A 13,527-nucleotide genomic window follows, 5' to 3' on the forward strand; every position below is an offset into this window, starting at 1 on the left:
CAGAAGAACGGTACGAGAGACTGTTCGTTTCACGACAATTTACCTTTTAAGTTAGTCCTGTGAGGCTAGTAAAGGATATGGTAGGCACCTGTATATTGCTATAGGTGTATCACTAAGTCTGCTATAGACCTTTTGCCACAGGCAAAGGGTCTTTTTTTGTTATAACCGGGAATCTCAGTTAAGGAGGCTGACAATGGGAGAAGTAAGTTTGAAAGGCAAGCATTTGCTGGGTTTACAGCATGCTACAAAGGAAGAAATTGAACTTATATTACGCGTAGCCAAGAAAATGAAGAAGATCGTCTTATCGGATGATAAGAAATATCCTTTGTTAAAAGGCAAGTCCATCATCAACTTATTCATGGAAAACAGTACGCGCACGCGCAGTTCCTTCGAATTAGCCGGGAAATATTTGGGCGCCGACGTTATCAACATCACGAAGAGCGGCAGCTCCATGGCAAAAGGCGAAAGTTTCCGCGATACTTTGCTTACCGTATCGTACATGGGTACCGATGCTATCGTAATGCGTCACAGTGCGGAAGGGTCCCCGTTATACGCCACTAAAGTGGTTGATCCGATTATCATCAACGCTGGTGACGGAGCGCACGAACATCCGACCCAGGCTTTACTCGATATGTACTCCATTATCGAACGCAAAGGCACTTTGGAAGGTAAAAAAATCGTGATTGCCGGCGATATCATGCACAGCCGTGTAGCGCGCAGCGATATTTACGGTTTTACCAAAATGGGCGCCGACGTTCACTTGGTTGGTCCTCGTACGTTACTCTATCCGGAACTTGCCAAAATGGGCGTAACCATTCACCACGATGTGCGTGAAGCGGTGAAAGATGCCGACGTAATCAACGTATTACGCATTCAGTTAGAACGTATTAACTCTGCTTTATATCCGACGAATCGTGAATATGCACGCATCTTCGGTATCAATAAAAATGTGTTGGCCTTGGCCAAAGACGATGTGATGGTTATGCATCCGGGTCCTATGAATCGTGGCCTTGAAATTGCTCACGATGTGGCTTACAGCGATGAATCGGCCATTCAGGAACAGGTACGCAACGGCGTAGCGGTACGTATGGCTGTATTATACTTGACGATTGTAGGAGGTGACGGCAGTGAACTTGCTGATTAAGGGTGGAACCATTGTAAATCCGAAAAAACAACAACATGAAGTAGCCGATATTTTGGTGAAGGACGGCAAGATTGCCGAAATCGGTCAGAATTTGAGCGCTGACGGCGCTGAAGTATATGATGCAACCGGCCTTATCGTAACACCGGGCCTCATCGATATGCATACCCATTTGCGTGAACCGGGTCAGGAAGCGAAAGAAGACTTCCACAGCGGGACTCAGGCAGCGGCTGCCGGCGGTTTTACCCGCATCGCAACCATGGCTAACACCAAACCGGTCGTAGACAATGCCGCTTTGGTTCGCGGTTTGCAAAAACAGGCTGAATTAACCGGTCTTGTAAAAGTGGAATTCATCGGTGCCGTAAGTAAAAACCTTGAAGGCAAAGAGCTTGCTGAAATGGGCGACATGGCGGAAGCCGGCGTTGTGGGTTTCTCCGATGACGGTCACTATGTGGAAAGCGCCGCTTTTATGCGCCGCGCTTTGGAATACTCCAGCATGTTCAATAAACCGGTTATCGACCATGCCGAAGAAGTGAGCCTCACTCATGAAGGTCATATGCACGAAGGTTTCGTAGCCTATGAAATGGGCGTTAAAGGTCGTCCGGCGGTAGCGGAAGACATGGCGGTAGCGCGTGACCTTCTCCTCGCGCAGATGACGGGCGGTCACATCCACATTGCGCACGTAAGCAGTAAGGATACGGTAGACCAAATCCGTGCGGCTAAAGCGAAAGGCATTAAAGTAACTTGTGAAGTAACGGCGCAGCATTTATCGTTCACCGATGAATACTTGCGTGAATATAATCCGGCTTTCAAAATGGCACCGCCGATTCGTTCCGAAGAACATCGTCAGGCCCTTTTAGCAGGCGTTAAAGACGGCACTATCGATGCCATTATTACGGACCACGCACCGCATGCGGAAGAAGAAAAAGACGTGGAATTCTGCTGTGCCCCGAACGGCTTCAGCGGCCTTGAAACATCCTTGGCAGCCGTTTTAACACATACGTATAAAACCGGCATTTTGACCTTGGATGAAATCGTAAATCTCATGAGCGTTCGTCCGGCCGAAATCATGGGCGTTGATGCGGGCGTTTTAGAAGTGGGCAAAACCGCCGATATCACCGTTTTCAGCACCGATGAAGAGTGGACGGTAGACCGCAATTTATTCTATACTAAAGGTAAGACGAGTCCGTTTGACGGCATGACCTTAACGGGCAAAGCCAAACTGACGGTTGTAGATGGTAATATTGTGATGAAAGAGGGAGTTGTGACTCAGTGAAAGGCAAATTAGTATTACAAGATGGCTCCGTATACGAAGGTAAGCTCTTAGGGGCTAGACCAATCCTCGGCGAAGTTGTATTTAACACCGGTATGACCGGTTACCAAGAAATTTTGACCGACCCTTCGTACGCCGATCAAATTATCACATTGACCTATCCGCTCATCGGTAACTATGGCGTGTACCGCGATATCGCGCAGGCACCGAAACCATATTGCCGCGGCATGATTGTGGGCGAACTTTGCACCTTCCCAAGCAATTGGCAAAATGAAGGCTTATTTGAAGAATATTTACGGGCGTATGGCGTACCTTGTCTCTATGATGTAGATACCCGTGCTATTACCCGTAACATTCGTAACCACGGCGTTATGAAAGGCGTTATCTGCCCGTCCGATACACCGCAGGAACGCATTGTCGCGTTGTTAAAACAGGATTTACCGACCGACCAGGTTATGCAGGTAACTACCAAGTGGCAAGGTTTTCGCGGTAGTGAAAACGCTGAATACCACGTGGCCGTTTATGACTTCGGGGTTAAAGAAAATATCTTGAAATCCCTCGAAGCGAGCGGTTGCCGCTTGTCCATTTTCCCGGCTGACACTAAGGCGGAAGACGTATTGGCAGTAAATCCGGACGGCATTTTCTTATCCAACGGACCGGGGGACCCTTCGGATCTCGGCTACGCCGTTGAAGAAATTAAAAAATTACTCGGCAAGAAACCGATTTTCGGTATCTGTATGGGGCACCAAGTATTGTCCTTAGCGTTTGGCGGCTCCACCTATAAATTACGTTTCGGTCATCGCGGGTCCAACCATCCGGTTAAAGACCTTCGCACCGGTCGCGTGTACATTACCTCCCAGAACCACGGCTTTGCGGTAGATGAAAACAGCTTAAAAGACGCTGATATCACGATTACCCATCGCAGTGTGAACGATAACACCGTGGAAGGTATGCGCCACAACAGCTTGCCAATCATGTCGGTACAGTATCATCCGGAAGCATCGCCCGGACCGACTGACAACCTTTACTTGTTCGATGAATTCAAAGCAATGATGAAAGAATATAAATAGAAAGGGCTGACCAATGACAATGGAAAATAAGAAAATACTCGTTATCGGATCGGGCCCGATTATTATCGGCCAGGCAGCAGAATTTGACTATGCCGGTACCCAGGCTTGCCGCTCCCTTCGTGAAGAAGGCTATGAAGTAGTGCTCGTAAACTCCAACCCGGCAACCATCATGACGGACCGCGACATTGCGGACCGCGTATACATTGAACCAATCAGTTTGGAATTTGTAACGGAAGTTATCCGTAAAGAACGTCCTTATGGTTTGCTCGCCACTTTGGGCGGCCAGGTAGGCCTCAACGTGGCGGTGGAATTATCCGAAGCGGGTATTCTTGAAAAATACGGCGTAAAATTGTTGGGCACAACCTTAGCGGCTATTAAACAGGCCGAAGACCGTGAACTTTTCAAAGAAGCCATGGAACGCATCAACCAACCGGTACCGGAAAGTGATATTTTCAGCGACGTAGATAAAGCCGTTGAATTTGCCAATAAAATCGGTTATCCGATTATCATTCGTCCGGCTTACACCTTAGGTGGTACGGGCGGCGGCATTGCAGCTAACGAAGAAGAAATGTACATGATTGCCCTTCGCGGCATCAAACTTAGCCCGATTCATCAGATTCTCGTTGAACGCTCGGTAGCGGGCTGGAAAGAAGTGGAATACGAAGTTATGCGCGACAGTGCGGACAACTGCATTATCGTATGTAACATGGAAAATATCGACCCGGTAGGGGTTCACACAGGGGACTCCATCGTTGTGGCACCGAGCCAGACGTTAAACGATATTCAGTACCAAATGCTTCGTACGGCGTCGGTAGATATCATTCGCTACCTTGAAATCGAAGGGGGCTGTAACGTACAGTACGCCTTGGATCCGTACAGCAACCAGTACTATGTAATCGAAGTAAATCCGCGTGTATCCCGTTCGTCCGCATTGGCGTCGAAAGCAACGGGCTATCCGATTGCCAAAGTGGCCGCCAAAGTAGCCCTCGGCATGACGTTGGACAGCATCACTAACGCCGTTACCGGTGAAACGAAAGCTTGCTTCGAACCTTCCCTTGACTATGTGGTAACGAAATTCCCGCGTTGGCCGTTTGAAAAATTCAACTTGGCCGATCGTACTTTGGGTACTCAGATGAAGGCCACCGGTGAAGTTATGGCTATTGACCGCACCTTGGAAGGCTCCCTTTTGAAAGCCATCCGCTCCTTGGAAATCGGTCTTGACCATATTGAGCTCAAAAAGATTGCTCACGAAACTCCGGAACAGCTTATCGAACGCCTTCGTTTGGTAGATGATGAACGCATTTACGTAGTGGCTCAGGCTCTTCGTGCGGGCATCAGCGTGGAAAAAATCCACTTCATTACGAAAATCGACATGTTCTTCATCAATAAGATTAAGAACATCGTAACCTTAGAAAAGAAATTGGCGTCCGAAGGGATTACGGAAGACAATCTTCGTCAGGCAAAACGCTACAGCATGCCGGACAAAGTTATTGCCCGTTATGCCAATGTAACGGCTGACGACGTATTGGCTAAACGTCAGGACATGAAATTATTCCCAACCTACAAATATGTAGATACTTGTGCGGCTGAATTCGAAGCCCATACGCCATACTACTACAGTGCCTATGCTATGGAAGACGAAGTTGTGCCTCGCGGTGAAAACAGCGTTATCGTACTCGGCTCCGGTCCGATTCGTATCGGTCAGGGCGTAGAGTTCGACTACTGCTCGGTTCATTCCTCTTGGGCCCTTCGCAAAGCAGGCAAACAGTCTATCATCATCAATAACAATCCGGAAACAGTAAGTACGGACTTTGATACATCGGACAGCTTGTATTTCGAACCACTTACTGTGGAAGACGTTATGGAAGTTATCCGTAAAGAAAACCCAATCGGTGTTATCGCTCAGTTCGGCGGTCAGACAGCTATTAACTTGGCAGGTCCTTTGGCTGAACGGGGTGTAAAAATCCTTGGTACATCCGTTGACAGCATCGACATGGCGGAAGACCGTGAACGTTTCGATGCCTTGTTGGCCGAACTCGGTATTCCGCGTCCTGTAGGGGCGTTGGTAACGAGCCATGAAGAAGCGTTGGCTGCGGCTCAGCGTTTATCTTATCCGCTCATCGTGCGTCCGTCCTATGTACTCGGCGGCCGTGCTATGGAAATCGTGTACAACGATAAAGAACTTGATGTGTACATGAAAGAAGCGGTAGTGGCATCCAAAGATCATCCGGTACTTATCGACCGTTATATGGTGGGTATGGAAGTGGAAGTTGACGCCATCGCCGACGGTGAAGACGTATGCATTCCGGGCATTATGGAACAGATCGAACGGGCCGGCGTTCACTCCGGTGACTCCATTGCGGTATATCCGGCTCAGCATTTATCCGAAGAAATTACGAACCAAATCGTTGATTACACCCAGCGTATTGCGCGTGGTTTGAATGTAAAAGGTATCGTAAACATTCAGTACATCGTAGCTAACGGTGAACTCAATGTTATCGAAGTTAACCCGCGTTCCAGCCGTACTGTACCGTTCATCAGTAAAGTTACGGGCATCAACATGATTGAATATGCAACGCGCATTGCTCTCGGTGAAACGATTAAATCCATGGGCTTACCGACCGGTTTGGTACCGGCTAAAGATTATGTAGCCGTTAAAGCGCCGGTATTCTCGTTCTCCAAAATGGGTCTCGTAGAAATCGCCTTGGGACCTGAAATGAAATCCACCGGTGAAGTTATGGGTATCGGTCGCACCTATTCGGAATCCTTGTTCAAAGCTATTCATGGCGCCAACATGCGCATCCCTGAAAAAGGCCATATCCTCATGACCGTAGCGGACCGCGATAAAGAAGAAGCAGCACGTCTTGCTAAAGGCTTTATCGACCTCGGTTACCACATTCAGGCAACCGGCGGTACGGGCAAATACTTTGAAGAACATGGTATTCCATGTGTGATTGTTAATAAGATTCACGAAGGTCAAAACAACTGTGCCGACTTGATCCGTCGCGGTGAAGTTGACTTGATGTTGAATACCTTGACCTATGGTAAACGCCCTGAACGCGAAGGTTTCCAACTTCGTCGTTTGGCCGTTGAAATGGGCACACCTTGCTTGACCTCCTTGGATACGGCGCGTGAAGTATTGCGTGTAGTAGCCGGTCGAGCTAACGAAGAAATTAAGATTGAAGTCGAAGCGTTACAAGATTTTGAGATGGAGTGATACACGCAATGAGCGGTTATGTAGAAATGGCGCGAGTGCTCCGCAATGAGCAAATTGGTGCCGATGTATGGATTATGGATCTGTATGCACCGAAACAGGCCGCTGAAGCGGAAGTAGGCCAATTTTGTAATGTACGTGTAACCGGCGGCACGGCGCCTTTATTGCGCCGTCCCATCAGTTATGCCGGTTTTGATAAAATTGAAGGTACCATTACGCTCCTGTATCGTGTAGTGGGTACCGGTACGGACATGATGACGCACCTCAAGGAAGGGGACACCCTCGATTGTTTGGGGCCTTTGGGCAGTCGTTTTGAAATGACCGACAACATGCTCCTCGTGGGCGGTGGCGTCGGCATTGCGCCGATGCTCTGCATTGCGTCAAAATTGAACGAAATTGAAGATACAACTCGTTACACCAATGAGGAAGACGAAACAGTAATTAAACCGGTGGCGGCTAAAAAAGCAACCGTTGTGCTCGGTTTCCGCAATGAATCGGAAACCTTCTGGGCCGATTTGTTTAAAGCTTATGACGTGCCGGTGTATGTGACCACCGATGACGGCTCTGTAGGGACCAAAGGGTTCCCGACAGCTATTATGCCGGAACTCATTCAGTCTGAACGCGGTGAAATAGCGCGTCAGTTAACGCCGTTTTTACACGGTGAAGCGGCCGGTGAACATGCGGTAGGCGCTGAAGTTGCTGCTAATGCTGAGAATACAGCTGCAGCTACTCAGACCGAATCTTCTGAAAAAGTGGCCAGCATTGGCTTTACGAGCGTGTTAACTTGCGGTCCGACCCCAATGATGAAAGGCGTTGCGAAAGTAGCGTCCGAATTCAGCGTGCCTTGCCAAGTATCCCTGGAAGAACGCATGGGTTGCGGCACCGGCGGCTGTTTAGGTTGCGGCTGTGACGGTCGTGGCGGCAAGCGTTACAAAGTATGTAAGGACGGCCCTGTATTTGCCGCTGAGGAGGTGTTTTTCAATGAGTAATACCTCAGATACTAAGATGCATGCAAATCACGGTGCTGACGCCAATTTGCACGGTGAAAAAGACTATCAGACCATGGACCACAGCAAAGATTTGAACGGTAAAAAGCCGTCTTATAAAGATTTGGCTGTTGAATTCTGCGGCATTAAGATGAAGAATCCGATTGTGGCGGCTTCCGGCACCTTAGGTTTCGGCTTTGAATATGGCGATTATCTTGACCTCAGTAACGAAGTGGGCGCCATTTCGGTGAAAGGCTTAACGCCGACGCCACGCAACGGTAATCCGGGTACCCGCATTGCGGAAACACCGTCCGGTGTGCTGAACTGTATCGGTTTGGAAAATCCCGGTGCAGAAGCATTTGTACGGGATATTTTACCGGAATTAAAGCAATACGATGTGCCAATTTTGGCAAATATTTCGGCAGCCGATGTGGAAGGGTATGCCTTCATGGCGAAGACTTTGTCCGTGCCGGGCATTGCGGGCCTTGAAGTTAATATCAGCTGTCCGAACGTTAAAAACGGCGGCATGGCCTTTGGCGTGTGCGCTGAATCGGCGGCGGCCGTTTGTAAAACCGTTCGAGAAAACACGGATTTGCCGGTTATTATGAAATTGTCGCCAAACGTAACGGACATCGTGGAAATTGCGACGGCCGTTAAAGAAGCCGGTGCTGACGGATTATGCCTCATTAACACCTTGCTTGGTATGGCGATTGATATTAAAACACGTCGTCCCGTACTCGGTAACTTGTACGGCGGTTTATCCGGCCCGGCCGTTAAACCGGTGGCCCTTCGCTTGGTGCATCAGGTGGCGCAAGCCATCAACTTGCCGATTATGGGCATGGGCGGTATCATGACGGGTACTGATGCTATTGAATTCATGTTGGCCGGTGCGGATATCGTATCAGTCGGTACGGCAACCATGGTTGATCCATGTGCCATCGGTAACATTGCTCGTGAAATGCATGAATACTGCGAAGCAAGCGGACTTAGCCATGTGAATGAAATCGTAGGCGCATTGGAACCGTATAGATTTTAAGCTTTAGAAACTTTAAGAGAGTTTGAACTGCATATAGAGAGAATAAAAGGTGCGAGATGAAAATCTCGTGCCTTTTTTGCGTCATAATAAGCAAATTTTTTGTGAATAATATGGGCTTTATGAATATTAATTAGCTTACAGCTTATGAGTTGGAGAATATCTTCAACCGGTGATATAATATTAAGATAGAGATAAATTGGTAGATTGGTAGGAAGGTGACTATCATGGAATATAACAGTATTGCGGTAGGACGGGCAGCCTTGCAATTGGCGATTACAGAATCGCGTCAAAAAGAACAGGAATTACGCAAAGAATTACAGGAAAAAGGAATTCGATCCGTGGCGGTTGACTTTGGTGGTCAATTCGTGCAGTCCATTCCTAAAATTATAGAACATGCCGTTGTGGCGGCTCAGCGTCAAAAAGTAGTAGCCGATAATCATATCGGCGAAGGGGCCGTTATCGGGGCAACTCAAGAAGCATTGGAACAATTAAAACGTAAAGCAATCGGGCTTAATGTGGGCGGTAAAATCGGTATTGCCCGCTATCGTGAACACATCAGCGTGGCCATTTATGTGGGCGTCGGTATTTTGCATTTGAACGAAATCGCCGTAGCCATTGCCCATAGAAGCTTGCCGGCTAGAGAAGATGAAGTGGGGCAGAAAAGCGTAGAATAAAAATTAATTTTAAGGTTATAGGTGAATATATATGAAAACATTTGCAGCAGATTTTTTTAATATTGAGAATTTTATAAAAGAACGAATAGATTTTAATTATTCGACCACCGACGAAGGTGCGTATCATATAGCCTATAATGTTAATGATGGTTTTATTCATATTATGGGGGTATCTATAGTTTCCGTATTAGAAAATAACAAAAGCCAGAATTTTGTGTTTCATATTTTTGTGGATAGCTATAGTCAAAAAAATATAGAAAGAATTGAATCAATGGCAAAGCAATGGCAGTGTCATTGTATTGTGTATTTATTGCATATGGAACCATTTAATGATTTTCATATTAAGGTGGAACGTTTTTCACGAATTACTTATGCTCGAATCTATATGCCCAAAGTGATTCATAATCTTACGGATCGTGTTATTTATTTAGATGCGGATACAATGGTTTGTGATTCATTGCATGAACTGTGGAATATGGATTTACAAGGATATGCTATAGGTGCAGTGTCTGATGTTCCGGAAACAGTTGATTTTCGAAGCAAATATTTAAAATTAAAATCAGGAAAATATTTTAATGATGGAGTCATGGTGATTAATGTTCGGCAGTGGGAGGAAAACTCTATTACAGAAAGGGCATTTTCCTATCAAAACGAACCAAGAAGTCGATTTAAAGGCCAAGATCAAGATATAATGAATTTAGTTGTTGACGGTGATTTATATTTTTTGCCAGTGACCTATAATGCTTATGGTGGAGGATATGGCTATGAAGAAAAAGTGTATATTGCTCATTGGTCAGGGCGTCGTAAACCATGGCAGATGGTGATTACTGATTTTGATGAGAAGTGGCGTCATTATAATGCATTAGCACCATGGGATACCATAATTAATATTTTGCCGGAAAGAAAACCTGAAAATTATCATGACTTTAAAGAATGGGGGCATCATAATAAATCAAAAGGTAATTATGTCAAATATTTAGAAGGTATTTTTTGGTATAGCGTGTTGCGCGTATTTTATAAATTGGGCGGCAAAAAGAAGAATTAATGGGTTGATATTTAGTATTTTAATTAAAGGGTGAGGCAGATGAAAATTGCGATTGCCGGGATCGGCTATGTAGGTTTGTCTAACGGTTTATTACTGGCACAGTATCATGAAGTGGTAGCATTGGATGTTGTTCCAGAAAAAGTTGACATGCTTAATAAAGGGCAATCACCGATTGTTGATGCGGAAATTTCAGAATTCTTACAACGGGATGATATTAACTTTAGAGCAACTTTAGACGCTAAAGAAGCCTTTATTGGTGCTGATTTTGCCATTATTTCAACCCCGACGAACTACGACCCGAAGAAGAATTTCTTTGATACCTCATCGGTTGAAGCGGTCATTGAAGAAGTCTTGGATATCAATCCGGATGCCGTTATGATTATTAAGTCAACAATTCCGGTAGGTTATACGGCTCAGATGCGTGAAAAATATAAGACAGAAAATATTATCTTCTCGCCTGAATTTTTGCGTGAGGGCAAGGCATTACATGATAATTTATATCCATCTCGCATCGTTGTGGGTGAACGGTCAGATAGAGCTAAGGTATTTGCCGATTTGTTGGCTGAAGGCGCTATAAAAAATGATATTCCAATTATCTTCACAGGTTCTACGGAAGCGGAAGCAATTAAACTCTTTGCTAACACTTATTTGGCTTTACGTGTCGCTTATTTTAATGAACTCGATTCTTATGCAGAACTGCGTGATTTAAATACAGCTGAAATTATAAAAGGCGTTTGTTTGGATCCGCGCATCGGTGATTTTTACAATAATCCGTCCTTCGGTTATGGCGGTTATTGCTTGCCAAAGGACACAAAGCAACTTTTGGCTAACTATCATGATGTGCCGCAAAATCTTGTGTCGGCTATCGTAGAAGCAAACCGGACGCGTAAAGATCATATTTCCGATATGATTATTGATAAAAAACCAAATGTAGTAGGTGTTTATCGTTTGACTATGAAGAGTGACTCCGATAACTTCCGAGCTTCGGCTATTCAGGGAATTATGAAACGCATAAAAGCGAAGGGGATTGAAGTTATCGTTTATGAGCCGACACTTAAAGAAGATGATTTCTTTAAATCTAAGGTTATTCGCGACTTGGCAGAATTTAAAAAAATCAGCGACGTAATCATTACTAATCGCTGGTCAAATGATTTGATTGATGTAAGAGATAAAGTATATACACGCGATTTATTTGATCGAGATTAACCGGAGCAGAATATCATGCAGTTATTAAAAAAGAGAAAATTTTTATCCGATTTAGAAATACATGATTTCAATGATAGGGCTAATATTTTATTGTGTAGTGATAAAAATGTTATTCGTGGTTTGGGAGTAACTATCGTTTCAGTTTTGGAAAATATGACAATGCCTTGTGCTATTCATATTGCTTTTAATGGAGAACTTCCTGCAGAGGAAGAAGGCCGTTTAACACAGTTAGCTAAAAAATATAAAGTACCATTTTGTATCTATTGGATTGATGATAGTTCTATTCAACGATTAAATAGCAATTCGTATATTACTGTAACAGCATATTACAGACTATTAATGCCTTATATCATGCAAGAATTTGATATTAAGAGATGCTTGTATTTAGATACTGATATTTTATGTGTTGATGATATTTCTGAATGGTATGTTCAGCCACTTGATAATGTAATTGCAGCAGTATCAAAAGATGCTACTTCACAGCCTGGACTACGAGAAAGCCAAACCTGCCGCAAATTGGGAATGAAAGGCTTAAAATATTTTAATTCTGGTATTTTGCTCATTAACTTAAATTCATATGTGAAGTCTGATATTGGAAAGAAAGCAATCGAACTTTGTGCTGAACAAAAATTTGGCGAAATGGATCAGGATGTTTTAAATATTTTGTTAGAAGGTCAGGTGCATTTTAATGAATCTTATGCATATAATTGTGGTATGTCGGCTCGAAATTCAGAAGTTCCGGAACGTATTTATTTAGTCCATTTTACAGGGGCTAAAAAGCCTTGGAAATTGTGTACTTCAGAATTAAATCAAGGTACCCTGGCTTTTTTTGATGAACATTCTTGGAAATATGCGTATTATGCGTTCTGGAGAAAGTATGCTAATATATCCCCATGGGCAAAAGTACCTTTTGATGAGCCTAAGAACTATCGTGAGTGGCGTTACTTATCTAATATGTATTTCAAAAATGGAAAAATTAGATTGGGAATAAAAACATACTTTAAATATCTTTCATATAAGTGGAAAAGTTAATTATTAGAAAATGGAATAAAATATGAAAAAGATTTTAGTAGTTATATCTAAGGGGCATTTAACAATATATGAAGCAGCATTGAGGGATTATGCCGCAATTCATGATGAATTAGAAATTGATTTTTTTATTTTGGATTTTCCAAGTGTAAGTGGGCTTGAGAAAGTAAAATATAAATTAAATATAGGAAGCTATAAGAAACGCTATTATGATAAAAAGCGTGAAGAGTTGCTTAATCAGTTAAATAAATATGATACAGTATTATTCTATAATATTTTTTGGGATGAAGAATACTTTATCCAATCAGACTTAATAGATTCTTTAAAGCTAAAAAATAGTAAAGTTTATTTTGTTGATAGTATTCGACAATCTCAAATTCCAAAATCTATATTAGAAGTATTTTCTGATGTTTTTGTTTTTGAAGAACAAGATGTTACTTTTATACGAGATACATATCAACTTGAAGCTAAATGGGTAACATGTGGAAGTAGCTATTATTTGTTTGACAAAAATATTGTTAATAAAGAACTGAAGTATGATGTATGTTTTGTGGGTTTAGGCACACAGAAAAGACTAGAGTACTTGGATATTATTGCTAAATGGTGTTGTGAGCATAAAATTAAATTATTTGTGGCAGGCCATTTTTGGCATAATAATCATAAATTAAATTATTTACTTGGAAAATTGAAATTTAGATTAAAACATCCTTATTTAGCTAAGTTTGTTCAAAATCGTTTTATTCAGCCTTTTGATTTAGCAGGCGTGTATGCTCAAAGTAGAATTGTGCTTAATATTAATATTTCAGAGCATAAGGGGTTTAATCAACGAGCTTTTGATATTATATTATGTAAT

The 13,527-nt window shown here is 43.6% G+C and carries 11 protein-coding genes; all 11 read left to right on the top strand.

From position 1 onward, the window contains the following. Positions 1-193: 193 nt before the first annotated feature. Entirely contained in the window at positions 194-1,144 is a 951-nt protein-coding gene (locus EO124_RS09015) for an aspartate carbamoyltransferase catalytic subunit (RefSeq protein WP_127059254.1), read from the top strand. After that, complete coding sequence (locus EO124_RS09020; RefSeq protein WP_127059255.1) at positions 1,128-2,417, top strand: dihydroorotase; 1,290 nt, start codon at positions 1,128-1,130, stop codon at positions 2,415-2,417. The genes EO124_RS09015 and EO124_RS09020 overlap by 17 nt, the downstream gene beginning before the upstream one ends. Then, a complete protein-coding gene (carA, locus tag EO124_RS09025; protein ID WP_127059256.1) occupies positions 2,414-3,484 on the top strand; it encodes a glutamine-hydrolyzing carbamoyl-phosphate synthase small subunit in 1,071 nt (356 codons plus the stop codon). Before EO124_RS09020 ends, carA begins: the two co-directional genes overlap by 4 nt. A 13-nt stretch (positions 3,485-3,497) precedes the next feature. Beyond that, positions 3,498-6,701 (top strand): carbamoyl-phosphate synthase large subunit, encoded by a 3,204-nt coding sequence (gene carB, locus EO124_RS09030; RefSeq protein ID WP_127059257.1) that lies wholly within the window; start codon positions 3,498-3,500, stop codon positions 6,699-6,701. A gap of 8 nt (positions 6,702-6,709) precedes the next feature. Next, entirely contained in the window at positions 6,710-7,687 is a 978-nt protein-coding gene (locus EO124_RS09035) for a dihydroorotate dehydrogenase electron transfer subunit (protein ID WP_127059258.1), read from the top strand. Between the two features lie 73 nt (positions 7,688-7,760). Beyond that, on the top strand, positions 7,761-8,720 hold the full coding sequence (locus EO124_RS09040; RefSeq protein WP_127059265.1) for a dihydroorotate dehydrogenase: 960 nt from the start codon (positions 7,761-7,763) through the stop codon (positions 8,718-8,720). A 224-nt stretch (positions 8,721-8,944) separates the two neighbouring features. Then, entirely contained in the window at positions 8,945-9,394 is a 450-nt protein-coding gene (locus tag EO124_RS09045; protein WP_127059259.1) for a HutP family protein, read from the top strand. Positions 9,395-9,425: 31 nt separating this feature from the next. Then, positions 9,426-10,439, top strand: a complete 1,014-nt coding sequence (locus tag EO124_RS09050; RefSeq protein WP_127059260.1) for a glycosyltransferase family 8 protein — start codon at positions 9,426-9,428, stop codon at positions 10,437-10,439. 39 nt (positions 10,440-10,478) lie between these two features. After that, positions 10,479-11,645, top strand: a complete 1,167-nt coding sequence (locus tag EO124_RS09055; protein WP_127059261.1) for a nucleotide sugar dehydrogenase — start codon at positions 10,479-10,481, stop codon at positions 11,643-11,645. A 15-nt stretch (positions 11,646-11,660) separates the two neighbouring features. Next, positions 11,661-12,677 carry a glycosyltransferase family 8 protein gene (locus EO124_RS09060; protein WP_127059262.1) on the top strand — a complete coding sequence of 339 codons (1,017 nt, stop codon included), beginning with the start codon at positions 11,661-11,663 and terminating at the stop codon, positions 12,675-12,677. A gap of 22 nt (positions 12,678-12,699) precedes the next feature. Then, positions 12,700-13,527 (top strand): CgeB family protein (locus tag EO124_RS09065; RefSeq protein WP_164726607.1); only part of this gene is annotated, 828 nt, incomplete at its 3' end.

The sequence above is a fragment of the Veillonella ratti genome (assembly GCF_003992115.1).
Lineage (GTDB): Bacteria > Bacillota > Negativicutes > Veillonellales > Veillonellaceae > Veillonella_A > Veillonella_A ratti.

Excerpts from the sequence above, each read along its gene's own strand:
- EO124_RS09015 (WP_127059254.1), top strand. The coding sequence starts at position 194 with ATGGGAGAAGTAAGTTTGAAAGGCAAGCATTTGCTGGGTTTACAGCAT.
- carB (WP_127059257.1), top strand. The coding sequence starts at position 3,498 with ATGACAATGGAAAATAAGAAAATACTCGTTATCGGATCGGGCCCGATT.
- EO124_RS09055 (WP_127059261.1), top strand. The coding sequence starts at position 10,479 with ATGAAAATTGCGATTGCCGGGATCGGCTATGTAGGTTTGTCTAACGGT.
- EO124_RS09060 (WP_127059262.1), top strand. The coding sequence starts at position 11,661 with ATGCAGTTATTAAAAAAGAGAAAATTTTTATCCGATTTAGAAATACAT.
- EO124_RS09045 (WP_127059259.1), top strand. The coding sequence starts at position 8,945 with ATGGAATATAACAGTATTGCGGTAGGACGGGCAGCCTTGCAATTGGCG.
- EO124_RS09035 (WP_127059258.1), top strand. The coding sequence starts at position 6,710 with ATGAGCGGTTATGTAGAAATGGCGCGAGTGCTCCGCAATGAGCAAATT.
- EO124_RS09040 (WP_127059265.1), top strand. The coding sequence starts at position 7,761 with ATGGACCACAGCAAAGATTTGAACGGTAAAAAGCCGTCTTATAAAGAT.
- EO124_RS09050 (WP_127059260.1), top strand. The coding sequence starts at position 9,426 with ATGAAAACATTTGCAGCAGATTTTTTTAATATTGAGAATTTTATAAAA.